Raw genomic sequence first — 20,579 nt, forward strand, 5'->3', positions numbered from 1 at the left:
AATCAGTCGCGAAGGTTCGACGCGACCGGACGAAGTTGAGCGAGAAGGTCGATCTCCACGGCCGCACCTCTGGGCAAGGCGGAAACACCCACAGCCGTTCGAACATGCCGGCCCGATTCCCCCAACACCTTCAGGAAGAGGTCCGACGCAGCGTTGGCCACATCCGCTTGCTGAGAAAAGTCGCTCGTGCCTGCCACAAAGACGTTCAAACGCACCAGCCGGTCGAAGCCATCCCACGAATCGCCAAGCGCGGCATTCATGCGCGAGAGAAGGCCCAGGGCGCAGACTTCTGCGGCGCGTTGCCCATCGTCAACGGACAGGCTCTCTCCCAGCCGGCCGCGGTATTCGCTTCCGGGCAGGATGGACACATGACCCGACAGCAGCAACTGCCCTGACACTTCAACCCAGGGTTCGTAGCTGGCCGTGGGTGGTGCGTACGCGGGGAGGCTGAAACCCAGAGCGACCAGACGCTCATGCAACTCAAGGGCCACGCGCGGCCTCCTTTCTCTGAAAATTCCTCATGGGCGGGTGCTGCTGCTGCCGCTTCAGGACTCTTCCGGGCCGGTTGGCACATGTGGCCCCTTTCGACCAGGTCAGACGCCCGTTGACGTAGACGTGTTCGATCCCGGCCGACGGCACCGTCGGTGATTCGAAGGTGGCGACATCCGCCACCGTGGCCCGGTCCAGAACCACGAGGTCGGCAAAGTAGCCCTCCTGGATCTGCCCACGGTTCCTGAGCCCGAAAGTCTCCGCGGCCAGGCCCGTCATCCGGTGGATCGCCTGTTCGAACGGCATCAAGCCGAGGTCACGCGCATAGTGGCCCAGCACTCGCGGAAAAGTGCCCCAGAGGCGCGGATGTGGAGAGGCATCCAGTGCGATGCCATCGGAGCCGATCATGGTGCGTGGCCACGAAAGAATTCGCCGCACATCATCTTCCGACATCGAGAAGTACACGGCCCCCGCTGGTGAGAGCCTCGCCACGGCCTCCTCTGTGCTCACACCCAGCAGCTCCTGGACGAATGCCAGGGTGGACCCCGCCGCCGACGGTATCGCCCGGGACCACGTGATGAGGACACGCTCGGATTGCCGGACCCGGTCCATCCTCAGCATCGTCGACGACGCCGCATAAGGGTAGGCATCGATGGCGATGGGTTGCGCAGCGGCCACCTTGTCCAGATAGGCCAGCGTGTCAACACTCCTGCCGAAGTTCTCTCGCCCCAGCACCTTGTGATGAGACACCACCAGGGGAAGCCGTGCGCGTGCGGCCACCTCGCACGCTTCGCACAGCCCATCCATGACGTGGTTGCCTTCGTCTCGCAGGTGAGTGCAGTAGATGCCGCCGTGCGTGGCGACCCTTTGCACGAGGTTGAACACCTCGGCCGTCGGCGCGGCCGACGACGGCCCATAGGCCAGTCCGGTGCTGAATCCGAGAGCGCCCGCTTCCAAGCCCTCTTCGAGCAGAGCGGCCATGGCAGCCTCCTCCCCTGCATTGGCCGCTCTGTCGAGGCGGTCCATGGTGGCCACCCGCAGGGTCATGTGCCCCACCAGTGCCGCCACATTCACCGTCGGCGGTTCACTCTCCAGCCGCAGGAAATACTCCCGGAAACTCCCGAAGGCGTAGTGCTCCTGGCCGCCCACCTGATCGAGCGGTGCGGGCGGAGCCGACGCCAGCTTCAGAGGCGCCAGGCTCACGCCACAGTTGCCAACGACCACCGTGGTGACACCCTGGCTGGCCTTCATGGGCATCGCCGGCCAGGAGAGCAAGGCGCCGTCGTCGTGGGTGTGCGTGTCAATGAAGCCAGGCGCCACCACTCGGCCGGCAACGTCCACCCGCTGACCTGCACGTCGTCCCGCCAGTTCCCCGATCGCCACGATCCTGTCGTCGACCACGCCAATGTCGGCGCCGTAGGCCCCAGCGCCTGTGCCGTCGACCACGGTCGCACGCGACAGGATCAGATCCAGCGGGCCGTCATGCATCGTGCATCTCCAGCCCGGCCACCCGGCGAGCCAGCGCGGGGTCGATGTTCGAGCCCGACACCACCACCAGGGAGGTGCGCTGTTTCGAATGTGGGCTGTTCATCGCAGCGGCCATCGCCGCAGCGCCGCCGGGCTCCACCACCAGTCCCAGCTCGTCGAGTGCGCACTTCATGGCCTGCATCACCTGGATGTCCGACACCTGAGCGCCTTCCACTGCCATCTGCCGCAGGATGGGCAGCGTGAGCTTGCCCGGCCTGATCGCAAGCAGGGCATCGCAAATGGAGCCGGACGTCGACGCGTTCTGGTGCACCTCGCCAGATGCCAGAGATCTCGCTGTGTCGTCGAACCCTTCAGGCTCCACCGCAAAGATGCGCGCGTTGGCGGCGAGCACCCGCGCGACCACCGCACAGCCCGCCACCAGGCCACCGCCACTGCAAGGTGCAAAGACGTTGCTGATCTCGTACCCCAGCTTTTCAGCCTGCTCGAAGGCCTCGATGGCCAGGGTCCCCTGCCCTGCGATGACGGCGGTGCTGTCGAACGGCGGAATCAGCGTCAACCCGCGCGTTTCAACCAGCTCCGCACAGATGGCAAGACGGTCGTCCTTGTCGCGGTCGTAGACCACGACTTCCGCGCCCGCCAGCCGCGCCCCTTGAATCTTGGGAGATGGCGCGTCCGATGGCATCACCACCACCGCGTGAACACCCAGCCGCTTAGCAGCCGTTGCCACCGCAAGCGCGTGATTGCCGGACGAGTAGGCCACGATGCCGCACACGCGCTGCGCCTCGCTCAATTCAAGGAGCGCGTGGGTAGCGCCCCTGAACTTGAACGAGCCGGTGGTCTGAAGGCATTCCGCCTTGAGCAGCAAGCGACCGCCCACCCTTCGATTGAGCCGCTCCGATTCCAGCAGCGGGGTGCGCAGCACCAGGCCTTGCAGGCGCGTGTGCGCGGCCTTGATGGCTCGAAAGTCAGGTTCCACTCGGGCTCCCGGTGGATGAGTTCTTCAGGACGTGCAAGGCCTGAAGCAAGGTCTTCTCGTACGCCGCCCTGGCCGCTTGCAGCGACGCGGGATCCCAGTCCCAGAAGCCATGGAGCGATTTGGCGCCGGTTCGCCCACTGGCCACCAGGTCCTTGAGCGTCCGACTGGGCTCACTCGACTTCGAGAGACCGGGATAGATGCTGGTGGCGGCGGCCAGCTGCGTGTCCAGGCCAGCAAACTCCTTCTGCATTAGCGGCCCGGCCGCCACGTACCGGAAGCCAAAGCCGAATCGAACCGCCGCGTCGACGTCCTCGGGAGACGCCAGGTCCTCGTCGAGGATGGAGAAGACCTCCCGCATCAAGGCGTGCTGGATTCGATTGGCCAGAAAACCCGGCGTATCCCGCTTGACCCGAACAGGCACTCGACCCACTGCCCGCATCGTGTCGACCAGAAAGTCCATCTTTTCATCCGACGTGCGCTCCCCCTTGACCACCTCGACCACCGGAACGACGTGTGCCGGCAGAAAGAAATGAAGCCCTGCCGTGCGCGATGCCGAGTCCAGGTGACCCGCAATGGCCGAGATGGGGAACCCGGACGCATTGGAGGCGATGGGAACGTCCGCCGACGCGAGTCTTTCCAGGTGCTCAAAGACCCGCTTCTTCAGCGCCAGGTCTTCCGGCACCGTCTCGATGATCAGGTCCGTCTCGCGAAGCGGCGCCGCCTCCAGGCCTTCGACCAGCGAGAACCTGCCCTCGGCCTTCCCCGTGGCGAGCTGCCCCACCGAGCGCCGCACATGGTCGACACGCTCCTCTTGCCGCGCGGAGCTGGTGGCAACGGCCGTGACATCCGCACCCGCTGCCACAAAGATGGCTGCAATGTCGCAACCCATGATGCCGGCCCCCACCACCGTGACATGGCGCGGCACGGCCACCGCTTGACGCTGGTTCATCGGTTCGTTTTCTCGCTCATTCATGTTCAATCCAGACTCCATCCGTCTCTCCGCCCAACAGCTCACATCCATCGCTGGTGACCAGGATGGTTCTTTCCACGCAAGCACCGCCAAATCCCAATCGGGTCGCCATTGGCTCCAGGGAAAACACTTGCCCCTCGCGCAACGGCGTGCCGTCGCCCGGGAAGAAGCGCGGGAACTGGAAGAGCGTGGTGCCCACGCCATGCGCCCTGAAGTAGTAGTCATCTGACAGTCCCGCTTCGCACGCCACCTCGAACGCCACATCGTCAATCACACTTTGCGCGACACCGGGCTTGATGGCAGCCACAGACGCCTTCGTCATTTCGTCCGCGGTGCGGACGTAGTGAACAACCTCCTCAGGGCCGCGCCCCACCACCGCCGTCTTCGCGTTGTCGGTCACATAGCCGTCGAAGACAAGGCCAAAGTCCATGAACACCATGTCGCCCTCCCGCAGGACATAGTCGGTCGGCAACACGTGCTTGAGGCCGGCGCGAGGGCCACCGACCAGCGCCATGGGAAACGACAGGTTTTCGGCACCCGACCCCATCGCCACCTCGAAGGCCACGCCCGCCAGGTGCATCTCGGTCACGCCCGCCTTCATCTCGGCGCGAATGGCGGCATAGGCCTGTTCGGAGACCGTGTTGGCCCGGCGAAGAAGATCGATTTCCGCTGGCGATTTGATGGTCATCGCTTCATTCAGCTGCGCAGAGAAGTCCACCACCGAGCCCATCGACACGCGGTTCAAGGCCGTCCACATGTCGTGGCTGGCCATGCCCGCGATGCCGATGGAACTGCCCTCTGCGCCGTAGTCCGACAGCACTTCCGCCACCTTTTCTTCCAGCGTCGGCGCCGATGGGTTGTAGCGACGTGACATGGTGGGCCTCACGTCTTCCACATACGACATCCACACGCCGGAGTGCATGGGCTCGCCGCGCAGCAAAGAGTTGGTGGCCATCGCGCAGCGGCCGTCCGGCGTCACCACGGCAGCCGTGTAGCCTGCGTTGCTGTCGTAATTGGTGAGGTAGCGAAGCAGCCCGCTGTCGCCGGGACCCCCCAGCACCACCACAGCACCCAGGCCGCCCTTGCCCATGGCCGCGCCCACGCGCCGCCAGCGTTCGGCGTACTCCTCCCGGGTGAAGGGCACCCGAAGCCACGGGGTTCTGGACGGCATGTCGTAGGGGACTCTCCCCCAGGCCGGTCGCACGTTCGTTGTCATCTGCTCGCTTCATGGAATGAATGAGCGCCCATGTTATGAATTGACCCGCCGTGCGTCCAATGAGATCATTCGCGATTGCCATAACCCATGGTTATCCAAAGATGAGCTGGAAACTCCCGCCCCTGAACGCGCTGAAGGCGTTCGAATCGGCCGCGCGCCTGGGCACCATGACCGCTGCCGGCGACGAATTGAACGTCACCCAGGTGGCCATCACCCGGCAGATCGCCGCGCTGGAAGCGTCGATGCGTGTCAGCCTGTTCGTGCGGGAACATCGCAGCATCCGCCTCACCAAGGCGGGTGAGACGCTCTTCGTCGCCGTCACCCGCTCGTTTCATGAATTGCAAAGCGCGACCGAATCCATGAGCGAAGGGTCGGCCATTGTGCTGAAGATCTGCGGGTACGCCACCTTCACCATGCGTTGGCTCATTCCTCGGTTGCACCGCTTTCACAACCTGCATCCGCACATCGATATCCAGCTTCACTCATCCATGGACGTGGTGGACTTCGAGCGTTCCGACATCGATGTGGCCATTCGGGGCGGAGACGGACAGTGGCCCGCCTGGGACTGTGTGCTGCTGGCGCCGATCGAGCTGGTCCCGGTCTGCAGTCCAGGACGGCGCGCCGCGTTGAAGTCGAACCGCTTCCCGGGCGATCTGGCCCGCGTGACACTGCTGCACTCCAAAGCCCGTCCCCACGACTGGCGAAAATGGCTCGAGGCCGTGTCCGCCCCGACCGACAGAGCCCGCACCGGCATCACGTTCGACAACGGAAGCCTCGCCTATCAAGCCGCCATCGACGGCGCTGGCGTGGCCATGGCCCAGCATGTCCTGGTGGCAGACGATCTGGCCAAGGGAAGCCTTGTCGCCCTGAGTGGAGTCAAGATACCGAGCGGCGACAACTACTATTTTGTGGCCCCACGCAGGCGCATGCCAGCCAAGGCGGTGGCGTTCAGGGACTGGCTGCTGAAGGAGATCCGGCAGGGGTGAACTTCAGGCGCGTCAGCCACCATCTCCACCCGAATACTCATCCTTCGATCGCGGTGCATCCGGCAGTTGCTCGTCCAGCGACTGCCGATACCTGAGACAACCGCGCAGGAAAACGGGCCACTCTGGCACCACCGGATTGATGGCCGACTTCTCGGGCAAGAGATCCCACATGCCGGGGTGATGCCAGCAAAGGTCGTGCATCGATGTGTCGCGATGCGCCCGCACCGCGTTGCGCAGCTTGACCAGTTCCGTCACGAGTTCCTCGCGACTCAAACCTTCCAGGTCCTGATCCATGGATCCTCCAGCCGAGAAGTGCAGCGACGAGTGACGCTGTTTTCAACCCATTCCGTGCGGGGTGCGGCGTCAATCCGCAACGCGTTCCGGGAATGTAGTCCCAACAGGGCCTTGTGGCTCATCGGCCATCAACGCCTGCATCGCGTCCAGCGTCTGCATCAAGGCACCCAACTGCCGCGCCAGCTCTTCATTGAACGTGTGCACCAGTTCCGCAAAGTGCGGCCGCACCGGGATCCAACAAGGGTGATCCGGATGCGGCTCCCGCTGCGGCAGGATCATGTGCTCCAGCTTGTTGTGCGTCTTGAGCGTGAGCGAAAGGCAATAGGCCTGGTCCGCTGCCTGCATGGCGAGTTTCTGCGCTGGGGTGCGGGTCGGAGAAATGACCATGGTGGGTCTCCCTGAAGCTTCGGCTTTCATCACCAACCGCCGCCACCAAGATCATCGGTGGCGGCGGCCCGAACGGATTAGCCTTACCGGGAACCTCCTGCGAGAACCGGCGAGCCCGAGAGCTCTCCGCCCGAGCCGCCAAAAAATGGAGGCGCAAGCGAAAAGCCGCAGGGTCTGCGGTTAGGAGATCCTGCGGCTTTCGCCACAGGAGGTTCTTCGGCAGGAGGCTAATCCCGATCAAGTCCTTTTTGGAACTTGATCGCGGCAGTATAGCGAGGGGCGGTTGGAGAATTTGGGCTTTGGGGTCCGCTATGCAGCGAGAGCTGCCCGTCATGAGCCGCGTTCCTACTCACGCTCAAGGGCACCAAACAGTCGCTCGGTAGAGGCCCGACCCGGGGTGCGACCGTCTGCTGTCCGAGGTACAGCGGCCGGACGACTTCCGCACGTCGGGTCGCGCCGTGCCAGTGACCGCTTTCCTACAGTTTGACCTGGCGGTGCCGACCCGAACCGGCTATCTGCTCCTCACATTCATGCTCGTTCAAGCGGTCGTTCACGCTCACGCTAGACCCGTCTGTACGAGGCATCAAAGACGCTCAACACGTTTGGGTTGTAGAAGTCCTTCTTGGGGCTCTTCGGGTTCCCCGGATCGAGGTACCGTGCTTTGGCGTATCGCTCATCCGTCAACAGTGGCTTACGCAGAGCGTGGAATCGGCCGTCCTGTTTGAAGTCGCTATACCGAGCAGCCATCCGCTTGCACAGCTCCCGGTAGTCCCATGGGTACTGCGCTCTCACGTCCTCCTCAGTCAAGGTGACCTTCACCGCGTCGGGGTCCTTGGTGACTTGCACCTTGGGGGCGGCGGAAAGCGTCGACTTCTCCAACTTCAACTGCAAGCGCACAGCGACCGCGAACGGCGACTCGGCATTGCCGGGCACCTTCGCCAGACTTTCAAGGTGCCGGATCAGCCGGCTCTCGTCTGCCGAAACGACGACGCTTTCAGCAGTCGAAGCTGGAGCGATGAAGGACAACGGAAGGATCACATGCAGTGACCGAGACAGGTCTCGAGCGAACCACTGCTTCGTCAGAACGACGAAGTTCTGAACCGCGGCGGCTGACAGCTCCTGCGCCTGCCGCGCAAGCAGCGCGTTCGCAGTAACGAAGTGGACTGAGTTGTCTCGAATCTCGGTGAGGGCCTCGAGGTTGTTCTTCACCTCGACATGAAGCTTCGCCGGTGACTTTTCGAGTTCGACAATGCAGGCACCGAGAGAGATCGTCTGCGCGTTTCCGGCACGGTTGAGCTTCAGGAACAGCTTCTTGCTCGGCCTGCCCGACTTCGTCGGCCGCGCTTGATAGACACGTATGGCCTTCAGGTCATTCCCCTCATCCTTGACCACTTTGGCCTTGAGCAGGAGTTCCCAGCCGTTCAGCGCCAAGGTGGCGAAGGTCTCCGCTCGGTACGCGAACGCCGGCTTGTTGTAGACCTCCACCGCCGCCGTGATGGCAGCGACCGCCTTGTCGACAAGCCTCTGATGCAGTGGGGGGCGCACTTGGCTCTCTCTTTCCCTGCCTACTTTGCGTCGATTCTGCGCCGTAACGCGCCCAACATCTCGGGATCGCGGTCTGGGGCATCTTGGGCATCGTCCTTCGGCGTGAGGGTTTGGCGCAGTGCGAGGTAGGCGACAGCGCACGTTGCGGAGGACCGGCCTCGACGCTCCGATAATGAGCGCCGATGCAACGAATCCACCAAGTCCTGCTGCGTTTCTTCCTCCCCCGGCTTCTGGCACGAGCTTGCCCGGCCACAGTTCACCGCTCCAGCGACGAGGGCATGAAGATCAACTGCTTCAACGTCGTGATGCCCGAAACGGGCGCGCGTCCACGTACGGTGCTGGTAGGCATCACGGCCCCCACCGTCCAAGGGCTCGAGTTCGACGGCCATAGTCATAGGCGCCCTGTCACCGTCCAACTGGACGCGATTGACGCCGCCGCGCTCCAGGTGACGCACTACTACGGGCTCGATGAAGTTCGATACGAAGGCGTTGTCCATCTCGTACTCGGGCAAGGAACCAAGTGGCCGTATCTTTGGCTCCACGCGCTGCGCGTGCAGCGTTGGGTTCTACAGAAGTTGTTCAATGCCCGTCAGATGATGCTCGGCGACCGCCTGACCATACTGAAGGACGTTGCTGAGCTCACCTCGCGGGGCGTTGACAGAATTGGCGCCCTCGAGGTGATGAGCCATCGATATGGCGACCGTTGGGCAGGCCACCCCAACTGGCAGGCGTTCCAGGAACGCCTGGACAGGCAACTGCAGCTGCTCGCCGAGGCTGGCGACCTGTCGACATCGGACAACTACAGCTTTCGCCTGACTGGTCAGGGCGTACGGACCCTAGATGAGCGGCGAGACGCCTCTCGGAAGCACGGCGCTAACTGGTGGATGCAATTCGCGGGGTGGGTCGTCGCCGCAGCCGCTTTGGTGTTCGCCGCAGCGCAGGCGAACTTTCTGAAGCTGCCCACTGTGCTCGACCTGCAGAAGGAGAAGGCGAACGGTGGTAAGGCGGCGAGTGCGGCGAGCACCGCTGCGCCTCAACCGTCCGTGGCACGCCCTGCGGTGGTGCCGCCCAGTACCACCTCCTCGGCATCTTCGTTCGCGACGATCCCCGCACCAGCCGCATCAGCGTCTCGACTTCAGCCTGCATTGTCTGCTGCGTCTCGCTGACGTGAGCATCACTACCCCCTGGCGTCTCCATCCAGCGCGCTCGGGCTAAGCTGGGTGCCCTAGAGCTGTCCTTCGCGAATGACTCTTCTTGGCCGACAGTGCTCGGCCGCCCCAGCATCCGAAAGCTGACCTTCGCCGCAGCGATCCGAGAGGTTCCTCACCCTGCGCCCCGCGGCCCGGCACGCCCGAGAGCGCAACCTAAGCGGCCCTCAACTTTGTGGAGACCGTCATGGGAACCACTCATCGGGAGCCGTGGAACAAGGGCAAGATCGTCGGACAGAAGGCGCCCTTCAAGGTCAAGGACATATGGGCGCTTCGCGTCAGGCTGCAGATGCAGGGTCGTGCGCGGGAGCTGGCGCTCTTCAACCTTGGCATCGACAGCAAGCTTCGGGGCTGCGACCTTATCGGCCTGAGGGTCCGCGACGTCTGCCACGGCGATCAAGTGGCGGCGCGTGCACTGGTCATGCAGCACAAGACCGAGCGTCCTGCTCAGTTCGAGATCACGCCGGCTACCAGAGAGGCGGTGCAGGCCTGGATCAAGCGTGCAGGGCTGAAGCCGGAAGACTACCTGTTCCCCAGCCGCATCCACGGCTCGCCGCACCTGGGCACCCGTCAGTACGCTCGCATTCTTGGGCGTTGGGTGGAGGAGCTCGGGCTGGACCCAGCCGAGTACGGCACCCACTCGATGCGGCGGACGAAGGCGACGCTGATCTATCGGCGCACCAAGAACCTTCGAGCGGTGCAGCTGCTGCTCGGGCACTCCAAGCTCGAGTCGACCGTCAAGTACCTCGGCATCGAGGTCGATGACGCGCTCGAAATTTCTGAGCAGACGGAAATCTGAGTCAGCCCTTGAACCGGAGCGGCCGCACCTGTCGCCGTGACGGGGCGTCCGCCCTGAATGCCAGCTTTGTGGCGGGCGGCCGATCGAGAGGTCTTGGCCATCTGCAGACGTTCAGTACCGGCAGCATTCCGGCACTTCATCGACCTGCACCACGCGGCGCCGATCATGCACGTGCGCGCAACTCCCTCACGCCGCGGCCCAGCTTGCGACGCAACAAGGCCCGAAGGGTCACACCGTCGGAGTAGCCAATCTGTGCGGCGATTTGGTCGACGCTCTGGCTGCCGGTTCGCAGCAGATGCACCGCACGCTCGACGCGCAGATCCTGGAAGTACGAGAGGGGTGTCTTGCCCAACACGCTTTGCACGCGCCGCGCCAAGGTGCGTTCACTGGCGCCCGCTGCGACGGCCGCATCGGCGAGAGAGAACCCGTGCGCGAGTTGCTGCCTGGCCCAGCCTTCAAAGCGCTCGACCACCGGGTCGGCATGGGCTAGGTGATCGGGGATCACGAACTCAGCTTGCGAGCCGCGGGCCTCTACCAGCAGGTATCGCGCCGCCAGAGCCGCCAGCGCCGGGCTACGGCTGCGCACGACGCTCAATGCCAGGTCGAGATGAGCCAAGGCGGCGCCGGCCGTGGTGAAGCCGGCCGAACTCACAAGCATGCGGGACTCGTCGAGCGCCACGTGCGGATAGCGCTGCCGAAACATTGGCGCCAGCCACCACGAAGTTGTGGCGCGCTGGCCATCTAGCAGCGCGCTCTCCGCCAGCAAGAAGGTGCCGGTGCAGGCGGCGCCAGTGGCCGCGCCGGCGCTTGACCATTGCTGCAACGCGACGACTGCGTCGGCCACGTCCGCATGCGCGAGACGCGCGGCGAGCGCGTCTGGCATCTTGGCGCCGAGCGCGGGCACCAGAACAACGTCAGGGTTCTGCACGCGGTGCACTGGCACGACCGGTACCGTCAGACCGTGCGCGGTGCGCACGCGACGCCGAACGCCGACTACCGTGACGTCGACGGGCGGCGGCGCCTGTGCGAGCGAGCCCGCCAGTTCATTGGCCGTGCTCAGTGTGTCCATGAGTGCAGCAAGACCCAGGTCGAACACGCCATCGAGAACAAGAAGGTGTAGATTCATGGCAGAAATGATATCAATGTTGGCATTCCTGCCACTCGCGGAAACTGCCGCCGCGCCCGAGACTTAGGACGCGCCAACGCTGTCACCCGTTCAACCAGAGGATCACTCCATGACCAAGTTCGCCCTGTTCGTCCGCCTCGAAGCCAAGCCTGGCCAGGAAGCCGCCGTTGCCGACTTTCTGCGAGGCGCGTTGCCGCTCGCCAACGCCGAGTCGGGCACCACCGCCTGGTTCGCATTGAAGTTCGGCCCATCGACGTTCGGCGTCTTTGACGCTTTTGCGGACGAGGCCGGCCGCGAGGCTCACCTGCACGGCCCGATTGCCGCCGCGTTGATGGCGAACGCAGGCGCCTTGCTCAGTACACCGCCGAACATCGAGAGGATCGATCTGCTGGCGGCGAAATTGCCTGGCTGACGAGCTGACCACGGCGGCAAATGTGAAGCTCCGTATGGCTTGAGTGATCGGGATGAAGAGGTCCTGTCCTCGTGGGCCGCTCCTTCAAACCGATCCCAATTGAACCGCTCTTGCCGGCGGTGGCCGCGTCGAAGTAGTCCCGGCCACAAACCGCCCGTGGGAGCGGGCGGCTAGCCCGCACGGTCTCAACCCGCGCGCTGCGCCTTTATCGCCCTGACTACCGTCTACCCGTGTGTGCCCTCCACGGGGCGGCCGGCGTACCGGTCCGACCGCTTCGTGACGCCGGATTCAGGGCCGTGGATGTCGGTTCAGGGTCGTCGGCCGCCCTCCCCGCTTGGTCAAAGCTGCCGCTCGCGATCAAGGCTCCCGTCGACCGGCGGGCTTGATTGACTCGGCTACCCTTGAATGACGGCTGTCAACCTCGAGCAGTCGATCAAGGCCGGAGTGGTCGAGCGACCGGTTGTGTCGGCAGCCGCCGTTCGGGCCGCGAACGCGAGTGACTGGGTCCAGTCTTAAGCCGACGTCGAGAAATCGTGCTCGGCTCGCCAGTCAAGCCTTGGTGATCACCACATCCGTCACAGGCCGGGCAACGCAAGGCAGGCAATAGCCCTCTGCTTTTTCCTCGGCGCTCAGGCCGGGCCAGGCCATCTCGTAGCGCACCTGGCCCTGCAGCAGCCGAGCCAGGCACGTGCGGCAAGTGCCGTTGCGACACGACACGGGCCATGCCATGCCTGCGCGCGTCATCGCAGAAAACAGGCTGCTCTCGCTGTCGGCCTCGATGTCTGCCGTCTGGCCGTCAATGCGGATGCGGAAGCTTGTCATGCGCGTGGATAAGGGAATGAAGTGGGCTTGGGCTTTTGCGCATGACGCTGGAGCATTGGAAGTATGACGCGGGCAACGATTTCGTCGGCGCCCTGGTGCTCTCGCTGCACTGAGCCGCGCGCACCTTTGACCTGGAGTCACACTGCCAGATGCCCCGGCGAACTGGCTTGAATTGACCGAAGACAACACGACACTCAGAAGGGCGACGTGTCTGAAGCTCCTGTGCTTCTCCCAGCAGAAGCGCGCTGAATCGTCCGTAGGTACTCTAGTGACTGCCACAAGCCCAGCGCAAATCCGTCCGGATCGAGAAAGTCAGCGCTCCAGCCGCCTGGAGCCTCGGTGACTGGCGTGACGATCGTGACACCCTTGGACGCGAGGTTTGCCACCACGTCATCGATGCCGCCGTCCGGTACCGTGAACACGAGGGCTGGCGTATTCCCGCGCACGGCCTCTTGCTGGAAAAAGACGATCTCCAGCCCGTTTTCGAGCCTGCCTTGCAGCCAGAAAGGCTCGGCACCTTCCATGCGTTCAAGTTTCAGGCCCAAGGTGTCGGTGTAGAAGGACTCGGTCCGTTCGATGTCGCTGACGTAGTAGACAACGCTTGCAGTCTGGGGCTTGAAGTTCATGGGTATGTCCGCGGGGTTGCAATGGAGCTCTTGAGGTTCTCTTGAGCAGGCCCTTAGACGTGGGCCGAGATTTCCTCAACGAGGGTGTGCATGACCCTGACCGGCAGTTCGTGCCCGACGCCAGGCAGAACCAGAAGTCGTGCGCCTGGAATGCCTGAAGCGAGAGCCTCGCCGTTCTCTATTGGAAGGATGGGATCGTCTTCGCCGTGGATGACGAGAGTGGGCTTCGTGATCTGGCGATACTGCCCGGTCCAGTCGTCGCGGAGTTGCACCCATCCATGGTTGTAGGCGCTGGCAAGTTGTGGGGAGTGGCTCATGACGGCCTCGACCCGGGCGTTCGCCCGCTCAAAATCGAAGGGCTGACCCGAGCCCGCGCACAACCGTTCCGCATTCATCAGGAAGTCGCGGACCAACTGCGGTTTGGACCAGTCCAGGTTCGCAAGCGTCGCAAAGTGTTCAAGAAACACCGGTGCGATGTGAGGCAGCGCTTCGCCGTCCCAACCCAGCGGCTCCGAGCCGATCAACGTCAAACCGGTCACTCGATCGGGGGTGGTGCGGGCGGCGATCTGCGCAATGAGGCCGCCAAGCGACATGCCGACGAGGTGTGCGTGTTCGATGCCATAGGCATCCATCACTGTCAGTAGATCCGCCACCATGTCCTCGACAGCGTACGGGGGGCGCCGGGTGGGTAGGTGGTGGAACGACCGGTATCGCGATGGTCGTATCGAACGACAAAATGGTCATGTTCAGCCAAGCCAACACACAATTCGTCTGGCCAACCCAGCATGGAAGCCGTCGCTCCCATGACGAGCACCACTGCAGGGCTTGAAGCAGTTCCGAAGCTCTGTGTGGCGAGGGTTACACCACCTGCGTGCACATTTCTGTTGAGGACATTCATGAATTTCGATTCCAACGTACTGGCGGAAAGCTGCGGCAAGCGCACTTCTAGAGTTCCACTGCGGGAGATCGAGTCCGACACGAGGCGAAGCCCAGCCAGGTATGCGGGTTCCCTTCCCAACACCATCCCAGCTTCGGGCGCTTGGCACTGAGCCAAAGTGCGGGCACACGCTTGTCAGAGCCTCGCGAGCCCAGCATCATGAAACAGCGGTTGGGTTGAAGAAACTCAGGGTACTGGGTAACCACCGAGACACCTTCCTCAATGGTCAGAGGAAATCGGCCTTCGCTCCTGATCTGCATGTGGGCCGCGTTGGGAACTTCATTGAGTGATTCGTTGCCCCGATCAATGTCCATCAGGAGATACGCCTGCCCATCCGGAATCGGAAGATCGGCGATCGGTCTGAAGTCTGCTGGCGTGCAAGGACGCAGCCCCTCGACGGCCGTTCGCCCGTCACGCTCCACGAGCGGGAGCGTCTTCTCCACGGGGGCAGCCGCACTGTTGATAATCAGGACATAGCCGATCGTCCCTTCCTGCACTTTCAAGCCGGGAGCGCCTTCGGGCAGATGTGCGCGCAACCTGGACAGGCGCTGGCGAAACACCTCGGCCGTGCAATCCAGCATCTCCGGGTAACCCAACTTCACGAGTTGATCGACCTGTTCATCGAATGATTTCATTGCCTTCCCTTGTATGCGTACGATGTACGCGATGGTCTCATTTTCGCTTCTGCTCGTCAACTGGCCGATAGGAGTCCGCGTGTCTTCACACTTTTCCGGAAGGGGCGACCCCCGTGCGACGCTCTCCCTGCTTTGGGGCTTGCCAAGGACGCCGAAGCCAGGTCGCAAGCCCAGTCTTTCGCCCGAGATGATTGGTGCTGCGGCGATGTCCCTGGCAGACGCCTCTGGACTGGAAGCGTTGTCCATGCGCGCGTTGGGAGAAGAGCTCGGCGTGTCGACCATGTCCCTTTATCGATACGTCCCTGGCAAGCCGGAGCTGCTCGACCTGATACTGGAACTGGCCTACGGAGAGCTCGCACAGGAACTGACGGAAGGGGATTGGCCTACCCGGCTTCGCCGGTTGGCGCGCGACACATGGGACCTGTATCTGAGGCATCCGTGGATGCTGGAGATCTCCATGTATCGAGCGTCACTCGGACCCTATTCGATCGCCAAGTACGAGCGTGAGTTGAACGCGGTAGCAGGCATAGGCCTCACCGACCTGGAGATGGATCTGACGGTCTCCGCCGTGTCCGACTATGTGCGGGGCGCCGCGAGCAGAGCGGTCGAGGGTCGGGTCGCTCGCCAGGCGACGGGCCACTCTGATGAGGAATGGTGGAAGCTTCATTCCAGCTTCGTCGAAGAACTCGTCGATCCGAAAGTTTTCCCGCTGGCGGTGAGGATTGGCGCGAAGGCCGGAGCTGAGTACGGCGGGACGACCGATCCTGCGATTTCGTTCGATTTCGGCCTGGAACGTCTGATCCAGGGACTTCAGGCCTTGCTGGAGTCTCGATCCAGTCATTGAGCAAAAGAACTCCAGGATGGGCCCGAATGAGCTCATCCAGGAAAGCGCCCATGCAATCACAGCAGCAGAGCTGAACCAGAGAAAAAAAAAACGCCCCGCATGGGCGGGGCGCTCTTCAGGCTCTGCCTTCTTACTTGGGCATGATCACCGTGTCGATCACGTGGATGACGCCGTTGTCTGCCGCGATGTCGGTCTTCACCACATTGGCAGCGTCCACCTTGACGCCACCGGTGGTCGACACGGTCATGGAGCTGCCCTGAACGGTTTTCACGGGGCCCGCCTTCACGTCCTTGGCCATCACTTTGCCGGGCACGACGTGGTAGGTGAGCACTTTGGTGAGAGCCGCCTTGTCTTTCAGCAGCGCGTCCAGCGTGGCCTTGGGGATCTTGGCAAATGCCTCGTCGGTTGGGGCGAACACCGTGAACGGGCCAGGACCCTTGAGCGTGTCAACCAGGCCGGCAGCTTGTACGGCGGTGACGAGCGTCTTGAACGAGCCGGCTGCAACGGCGGTGTCCACGATGTCTGCAGCCTGGGCGGAGCCCAGCGAGGCAAACGCCACGAGGGAAGAAATGATCAGCTTTTTCATGGGTAAGTCCTTGCAAGAGGGTTGAGGTAGAGGTCGATTGCACTGTCTGCGTTGCTGGCGAATTCGCCTTCAGCGAGTCATCGCGGTCGAATACTAAACGCCAAATTCTCCAAATAGACTGATTAGTCTGTAAGGATACTTTTCTGTACGGTTTTTCGGTCGAGGAGCGCCCTTCACCCTCCACCACCACAACCCGAGTAACGGACCTCAGACCAATGACCAGCTCGGTAAAAACACCTAGCAAATTTCTGAGGTACGTACCTCAGAATGCCGGCATGGAAGCCCGGAACCCCCTCAAAGCGCGAGCCACGCTGGAAGACGTGGCGCTGGATGCGCAGGTCAGCCTGGCCACGGCGGACCGGGTGGTGAACAAGCGGCCCGGGGTGCGTGAAGCGACCGTGGCTCGGGTGAATGCGGCGGTGCGGCGGCTGGGTTACCGGCCCGATCCTTCTGCGGCCAAGCTGGCGCGCTCGCGCCTGCGCCGGGTGGCGTTTCTGCTGCCGGCGGGCAACAACCGGTTCGTGGATCAGCTGGGTGAGCAGATCGAGGCCAATGCCGAATGGATGCGCGACCAGCGCATCGACTCCGAGGTGCTGTCGGTCAACGTGTTCAACCCCGGCGAGCTGGCCAAGGCGCTGCTGGCACAGGTGGGCCAGCGCGATGCGGTGGTGGTCATGGCGCTCGATCACCCGGTGGTGCGCTCGGCCATCGACCAGCTCACGCAGGCGGGCACGGTGGTGATCACGCTGGTGTCGGACGTGCCCTCTTCCACGCGCCAGCACTATGTGGGCATCGACAACACAGCGGCGGGCCGCACGGCGGCCACGCTCATTGGGCGTTTCGTGGGCTCGCGCAAGGCGCAGGTGGCCATCATCCTGGGCAGCCTTTCGCTGCGCGACCACGCCGAGCGTTACTTCGGTTTCAACCAGGTGATGGCGCAGGAGCACCCGCACCTCACGGTGCTGCCGCCGCTCGAGGGGCAGGACGACGCGGGGCGCAACCAGTCGCTGGCTGTGCAGTTGCTCGCCGATCACCCGGAGCTGGCCGCCATCTACAGCGTGGGCGCGGGCAATGCCGGCATCTGCCAGGCGCTGCGCGGCGCGGGGCGCGACCAGAACACGGTGTTCGTCGGCCATGAACTCACAGCCGTGTCGCGCGCGGAGCTGCTCAGCGGCACGATGGACGCGGTGATCAACCAGGACGCGGGCCACGAGATCCGCTCGGCCCTGCGCGTGGCGCTGGCGCAATGGTCGCAAGAGCCGGTGCTGGCGGACCAGGAACGCATCCGCATCGACATTTACCTGAAGGACAACCTGCCGTGATCACCCTCGGCCTGGACCTGGGCACCTCCGGCGTGAAAGCCTTGCTGCTGGACGGCGACACGACGCTGGCCACGGCCACGGCGCCGCTCACGGTGCAGCGGCCGCAGCCGGGTTGGTCCGAGCAAGACCCGGAAGACTGGTGGCGTGCCACCGAGCGGTGTCTGGACGAACTCGCCGCCGCGCACCCGCGCGCGCTGGCGGCGGTGAAAGGCATTGGCCTGTCGGGCCAGATGCACGGCGCCACGCTGCTCGACGCGGGTCATGCCGTGCTGCGCCCCTGCATCCTCTGGAACGATGCGCGCAGCGGCGCGCAGTGCGCCGAGCTGGAAGCGCCTGCGCTCAACCTGCGCCGCCTCACCGGCAACCCGGCCATGGCGGGCTTCACCGCGCCCAAGCTGATGTGGGTGCGCGAGCACGAGCCAGAGATTTTTTCGCGGGTGGCGCGCGTGCTGCTGCCCAAGGCCTGGCTGCGCTGGAAATTGAGCGGTGAGTTCGTGGAAGACATGTCGGATGCTTCGGGAACGCTGTGGCTGGACGTGGCGCAGCGCCGCTGGTCGCCGCTGCTGCTGGCGGCGTGCGGCCTGTCCGAAGCGCAGATGCCGCGTTTGGTGGAAGGCACCGAACCGGCCGGCCAGTTGCGCCCGGAATGGGTGGCGCGCTGGGGCTTTAATGTGGCCCCGGTGATTGCGGGTGGCGCTGGCGACAACGCGGCCGGTGCCGTGGGCGTGGGCGCGGTGAATGCGGGCGATGCGTTCGTGTCGCTCGGCACATCGGGCGTGTTGTGGGCCACCACCGCGGGCTTCGCGCCCGCCGCCAGCCAGGGGGTGCACGCGTTCTGCCACGCCCTGCCCGGCTTGTGGCACCAGATGGGCGTGCAGCTTTCGGCCGCGGCGTCGCTGGCGTGGTGGGCGCGCACCGCCGGGGCGAACGAAGCGCGACTGCTGGATGAACTGGACCACGCCGACCCCGGGCCCGCGCCCTGCTGGTTCCTGCCCTACCTGAACGGCGACCGCACCCCGCACAACGACAGCGCGGTGCGCGGCGGTTTCCTGCACCTCTCGGCCGACACCGAGCGCCATGACATGACACAGGCCGTGCTGGAAGGCGTGGCGTTCGCGTTTCGCGATGCGCGCGATGCGCTGGCCACCGCCGGCACCCGGCTCGCTGAGGCCGACCTGCTGGGCGGCGGCGCGCGATCGGCGCGCTGGAGCCAGGTGCTGGCCGACGTGCTGGGCATGCCGCTGCACCAGATCGAAGGCGGCGAACACGGCTGTGCGCTGGGCGCAGCGCGGCTGGCGCGCGCGGCGGCCGGCGGCGGCAGCACCTTTGACAAGCCGCGCCGGCTGCGCAGCTTCGAACCCGGCCGCGAACGTGCGGCCCTCTACGACGAGGCCCATCTCCGCTGGCAGGCGCTGTACGGCCTGGCACGGCAGGTGGCCACGCCCCTGCAGACCATTCCCTCGGCCATGCCCGCATGAGCCTTCCCTTTCCACCGCCCAACACGCTCACAGCGCCCTCACCATGACACAGACCCTCGCACCCGAACCCGTGGCCAGCGCCCAGCGCCATGGCTACTTCAGCTTCCGCCAGCCCATTGCATTCCGGGGCGAAGGCTTCAAGCCCACGGCATCCGAACCGCTGGCCTACCAGTACTACGACAAGAACCGCCTGGTGCTGGGCAAACGCATGGAAGACCAGCTGCGCTTTGCCACCTGCTACTGGCACAGCTTCGGCTGGGGTGGCACCGACCCCTTTGGCGAGCCCACGTTCCAGCGCCCCTGGCACGGCGCCGGCGACCCCATGGCGCAGGCCATCCACAAGGCCGATGTCGCCTTCGACCTGTTCCGCCTGATCGACTCGCCCTTCTTCACCTTCCACGACCGCGACGTGGCCCCCGAAGGCGCCACGCTGCGTGAATCGAACGAACACTTGAAGCGCATCGAAGGCGTGTTCGAACAGAAGATGGACGAGACCGGCGTGAAGCTGCTCTGGGGCACCGCCAACCTGTTCTCCAACCGGCGCTACCTCGCCGGCGCCGCCACCAACCCCGACCCGGACGTGTTCGCCTACGCCGCCGCGCAGGTGAAGAACGTGATGGAAATGACCCACCGACTCAAGGGCCAGAACTACGTGTTGTGGGGCGGGCGCGAAGGCTACGAGACGCTCCTCAACACCGACCTCAAGCGCGAGCTGGCGCAGCTCGGCCGCTTCCTGAACCTGGTGGTGGAGCACAAGCACAAGATCGGCTTCACCGGCCAGATCCTCATCGAACCCAAGCCAGCCGAGCCCACCAAGCACCAGTACGACTACGACGTGGGCACCGTGTACGGTTTCCTGAAGGCGCACGGGCTGGAAAACGAAGTGAAGGTGAACCTGGAGCAGAACCACGCGCTGCTGGCCGGCCACACGTTCGAACACGAAATTGCCTTGGCGGGCGCGCTCGGCATCTTTGGTTCGCTCGACATGAACCGGGGCGACGAAATGCTGGGCTGGGACACCGACCAGTTCCCCAACAACCTGCCCCAGGTAGCCAGCACCCTGTACGAAGTGCTGCGGGCCGGCGGCATCGGACAGGGTGGCCTGAACTTCGACGCCAAGCTGCGCCGCCAGTCCATCGACGCCGACGACCTGGTGTGGGCCCACGCCACCGCCATGGACCTGTGCGCACGCGCCCTGCTGGTGGCCGAAAAGATGATCCAGGATGGCGCGTTGCAGCGCCACGTGGAGAGCCGTTACCAGGGCTGGGATTCGCCCCGTGGCCGCGCCATCCTGAACGGCGAACGCTCGCTGGACGCGCTGGCGCGAGAGGTGGAGGCCGACGGCCTGGAGCCGCAGCCGCGCTCGGCCCAGCAGGAGCGGCTGGAGCACCTGGTCAACAGCTACCTCTGAACACCGTCACACACCAAGACAT

At 64.3% G+C, this 20,579-nt stretch carries 22 protein-coding genes; 8 read left to right on the forward strand and 14 right to left on the reverse strand.

Features of this window, described 5'->3' with window-relative positions:
- Window positions 1-2: 2 nt before the first annotated feature.
- From ACTIEY_RS11795 to ACTIEY_RS11815, 5 genes are read right to left on the reverse strand one after another with little or no spacing between them, the layout of a single operon-like run.
- Entirely contained in the window at window positions 3-491 is a 489-nt protein-coding gene (locus ACTIEY_RS11795) for a RidA family protein (protein ID WP_439519292.1), read from the reverse strand.
- Window positions 481-1,977: an N-acyl-D-amino-acid deacylase family protein gene (locus ACTIEY_RS11800; RefSeq protein ID WP_439519293.1), complete on the reverse strand. Its 1,497-nt coding sequence runs from the start codon at window positions 1,975-1,977 to the stop codon at window positions 481-483. The genes ACTIEY_RS11795 and ACTIEY_RS11800 overlap by 11 nt, the downstream gene beginning before the upstream one ends.
- On the reverse strand, window positions 1,970-2,953 hold the full coding sequence (locus ACTIEY_RS11805) for a threonine ammonia-lyase (RefSeq protein WP_439519294.1): 984 nt from the start codon (window positions 2,951-2,953) through the stop codon (window positions 1,970-1,972). Before ACTIEY_RS11805 ends, ACTIEY_RS11800 begins: the two co-directional genes overlap by 8 nt.
- Window positions 2,943-3,902 (reverse strand): 3-hydroxyacyl-CoA dehydrogenase family protein, encoded by a 960-nt coding sequence (locus ACTIEY_RS11810; RefSeq protein WP_439519295.1) that lies wholly within the window; start codon window positions 3,900-3,902, stop codon window positions 2,943-2,945. Before ACTIEY_RS11810 ends, ACTIEY_RS11805 begins: the two co-directional genes overlap by 11 nt.
- Window positions 3,903-3,918: 16 nt before the next feature.
- Entirely contained in the window at window positions 3,919-5,094 is a 1,176-nt protein-coding gene (locus ACTIEY_RS11815) for a M24 family metallopeptidase (RefSeq protein WP_439519296.1), read from the reverse strand.
- A gap of 146 nt (window positions 5,095-5,240) precedes the next feature.
- On the opposite strand from ACTIEY_RS11815, the gene ACTIEY_RS11820 reads away from it, so the two are divergent.
- Complete coding sequence (locus tag ACTIEY_RS11820) at window positions 5,241-6,125, forward strand: LysR substrate-binding domain-containing protein (protein ID WP_439519297.1); 885 nt, start codon at window positions 5,241-5,243, stop codon at window positions 6,123-6,125.
- A 12-nt stretch (window positions 6,126-6,137) separates the two neighbouring features.
- Here ACTIEY_RS11820 and ACTIEY_RS11825 read toward each other — a convergent pair whose 3' ends face one another.
- The 3 genes from ACTIEY_RS11825 to ACTIEY_RS11835 all read right to left on the reverse strand — a co-directional run bounded on the left by ACTIEY_RS11825 (window position 6,138) and on the right by ACTIEY_RS11835 (window position 8,351).
- Window positions 6,138-6,419, reverse strand: a complete 282-nt coding sequence (locus ACTIEY_RS11825) for a hypothetical protein (protein ID WP_439519298.1) — start codon at window positions 6,417-6,419, stop codon at window positions 6,138-6,140.
- Window positions 6,420-6,488: 69 nt separating this feature from the next.
- Window positions 6,489-6,806, reverse strand: coding sequence for a hypothetical protein (locus ACTIEY_RS11830; RefSeq protein ID WP_439519299.1), 318 nt, complete (start codon window positions 6,804-6,806; stop codon window positions 6,489-6,491).
- 561 nt (window positions 6,807-7,367) lie between these two features.
- Entirely contained in the window at window positions 7,368-8,351 is a 984-nt protein-coding gene (locus ACTIEY_RS11835) for a DUF3644 domain-containing protein (protein WP_439519300.1), read from the reverse strand.
- 182 nt (window positions 8,352-8,533) lie between these two features.
- On the opposite strand from ACTIEY_RS11835, the gene ACTIEY_RS11840 reads away from it, so the two are divergent.
- Complete coding sequence (locus tag ACTIEY_RS11840; protein WP_086123201.1) at window positions 8,534-9,517, forward strand: hypothetical protein; 984 nt, start codon at window positions 8,534-8,536, stop codon at window positions 9,515-9,517.
- Between the two features lie 229 nt (window positions 9,518-9,746).
- Entirely contained in the window at window positions 9,747-10,358 is a 612-nt protein-coding gene (locus tag ACTIEY_RS11845) for a tyrosine-type recombinase/integrase (protein ID WP_439519301.1), read from the forward strand.
- A gap of 163 nt (window positions 10,359-10,521) precedes the next feature.
- Here the strand turns inward: ACTIEY_RS11845 and ACTIEY_RS11850 are convergent, their stop codons facing one another.
- Entirely contained in the window at window positions 10,522-11,484 is a 963-nt protein-coding gene (locus ACTIEY_RS11850; RefSeq protein WP_086123203.1) for a helix-turn-helix domain-containing protein, read from the reverse strand.
- Between the two features lie 109 nt (window positions 11,485-11,593).
- Here ACTIEY_RS11850 and ACTIEY_RS11855 point away from each other — a divergent pair, with 109 nt between their 5' ends.
- Window positions 11,594-11,896 carry a putative quinol monooxygenase gene (locus tag ACTIEY_RS11855; protein WP_086123204.1) on the forward strand — a complete coding sequence of 101 codons (303 nt, stop codon included), beginning with the start codon at window positions 11,594-11,596 and terminating at the stop codon, window positions 11,894-11,896.
- Between the two features lie 549 nt (window positions 11,897-12,445).
- Here the strand turns inward: ACTIEY_RS11855 and ACTIEY_RS11860 are convergent.
- From ACTIEY_RS11860 to ACTIEY_RS11875, 4 genes are all read right to left on the reverse strand, one after another.
- A complete protein-coding gene (locus ACTIEY_RS11860; RefSeq protein ID WP_439519302.1) occupies window positions 12,446-12,718 on the reverse strand; it encodes a 2Fe-2S iron-sulfur cluster-binding protein in 273 nt (90 codons plus the stop codon).
- Window positions 12,719-12,912: 194 nt separating this feature from the next.
- On the reverse strand, window positions 12,913-13,344 hold the full coding sequence (locus tag ACTIEY_RS11865; RefSeq protein WP_439519303.1) for a VOC family protein: 432 nt from the start codon (window positions 13,342-13,344) through the stop codon (window positions 12,913-12,915).
- Between the two features lie 53 nt (window positions 13,345-13,397).
- Window positions 13,398-14,069, reverse strand: coding sequence for an alpha/beta fold hydrolase (locus ACTIEY_RS11870; protein ID WP_439519447.1), 672 nt, complete (start codon window positions 14,067-14,069; stop codon window positions 13,398-13,400).
- 220 nt (window positions 14,070-14,289) lie between these two features.
- Window positions 14,290-14,916, reverse strand: coding sequence for a DUF5701 family protein (locus ACTIEY_RS11875; RefSeq protein ID WP_439519304.1), 627 nt, complete (start codon window positions 14,914-14,916; stop codon window positions 14,290-14,292).
- 205 nt (window positions 14,917-15,121) lie between these two features.
- Between ACTIEY_RS11875 and ACTIEY_RS11880 the strand changes: the two genes are divergently transcribed.
- Entirely contained in the window at window positions 15,122-15,760 is a 639-nt protein-coding gene (locus ACTIEY_RS11880) for a TetR/AcrR family transcriptional regulator (RefSeq protein WP_439519305.1), read from the forward strand.
- A 130-nt stretch (window positions 15,761-15,890) separates the two neighbouring features.
- On the opposite strand, the gene ACTIEY_RS11885 is transcribed toward ACTIEY_RS11880, so the two are convergent.
- The gene (locus ACTIEY_RS11885; protein WP_439519306.1) at window positions 15,891-16,346 is read right to left on the reverse strand and encodes a fasciclin domain-containing protein; all 456 of its coding nucleotides are present in this window, start codon (window positions 16,344-16,346) and stop codon (window positions 15,891-15,893) included.
- A gap of 275 nt (window positions 16,347-16,621) precedes the next feature.
- On the opposite strand from ACTIEY_RS11885, the gene ACTIEY_RS11890 reads away from it, so the two are divergent.
- The 3 genes from ACTIEY_RS11890 to xylA are packed head-to-tail and all read left to right on the forward strand — an operon-like array spanning window position 16,622 to window position 20,557.
- The gene (locus tag ACTIEY_RS11890; RefSeq protein ID WP_439519307.1) at window positions 16,622-17,668 is read left to right on the forward strand and encodes a LacI family DNA-binding transcriptional regulator; all 1,047 of its coding nucleotides are present in this window, start codon (window positions 16,622-16,624) and stop codon (window positions 17,666-17,668) included.
- A complete protein-coding gene (xylB, locus tag ACTIEY_RS11895; protein ID WP_439519308.1) occupies window positions 17,665-19,146 on the forward strand; it encodes a xylulokinase in 1,482 nt (493 codons plus the stop codon). Before ACTIEY_RS11890 ends, xylB begins: the two co-directional genes overlap by 4 nt.
- Window positions 19,147-19,189: 43 nt before the next feature.
- On the forward strand, window positions 19,190-20,557 hold the full coding sequence (xylA, locus tag ACTIEY_RS11900) for a xylose isomerase (protein ID WP_439519309.1): 1,368 nt from the start codon (window positions 19,190-19,192) through the stop codon (window positions 20,555-20,557).
- Window positions 20,558-20,579: the final 22 nt, after the last annotated feature.

The organism is Hydrogenophaga sp., from assembly GCF_051858985.1.
GTDB lineage: Bacteria > Pseudomonadota > Gammaproteobacteria > Burkholderiales > Burkholderiaceae_C > Hydrogenophaga.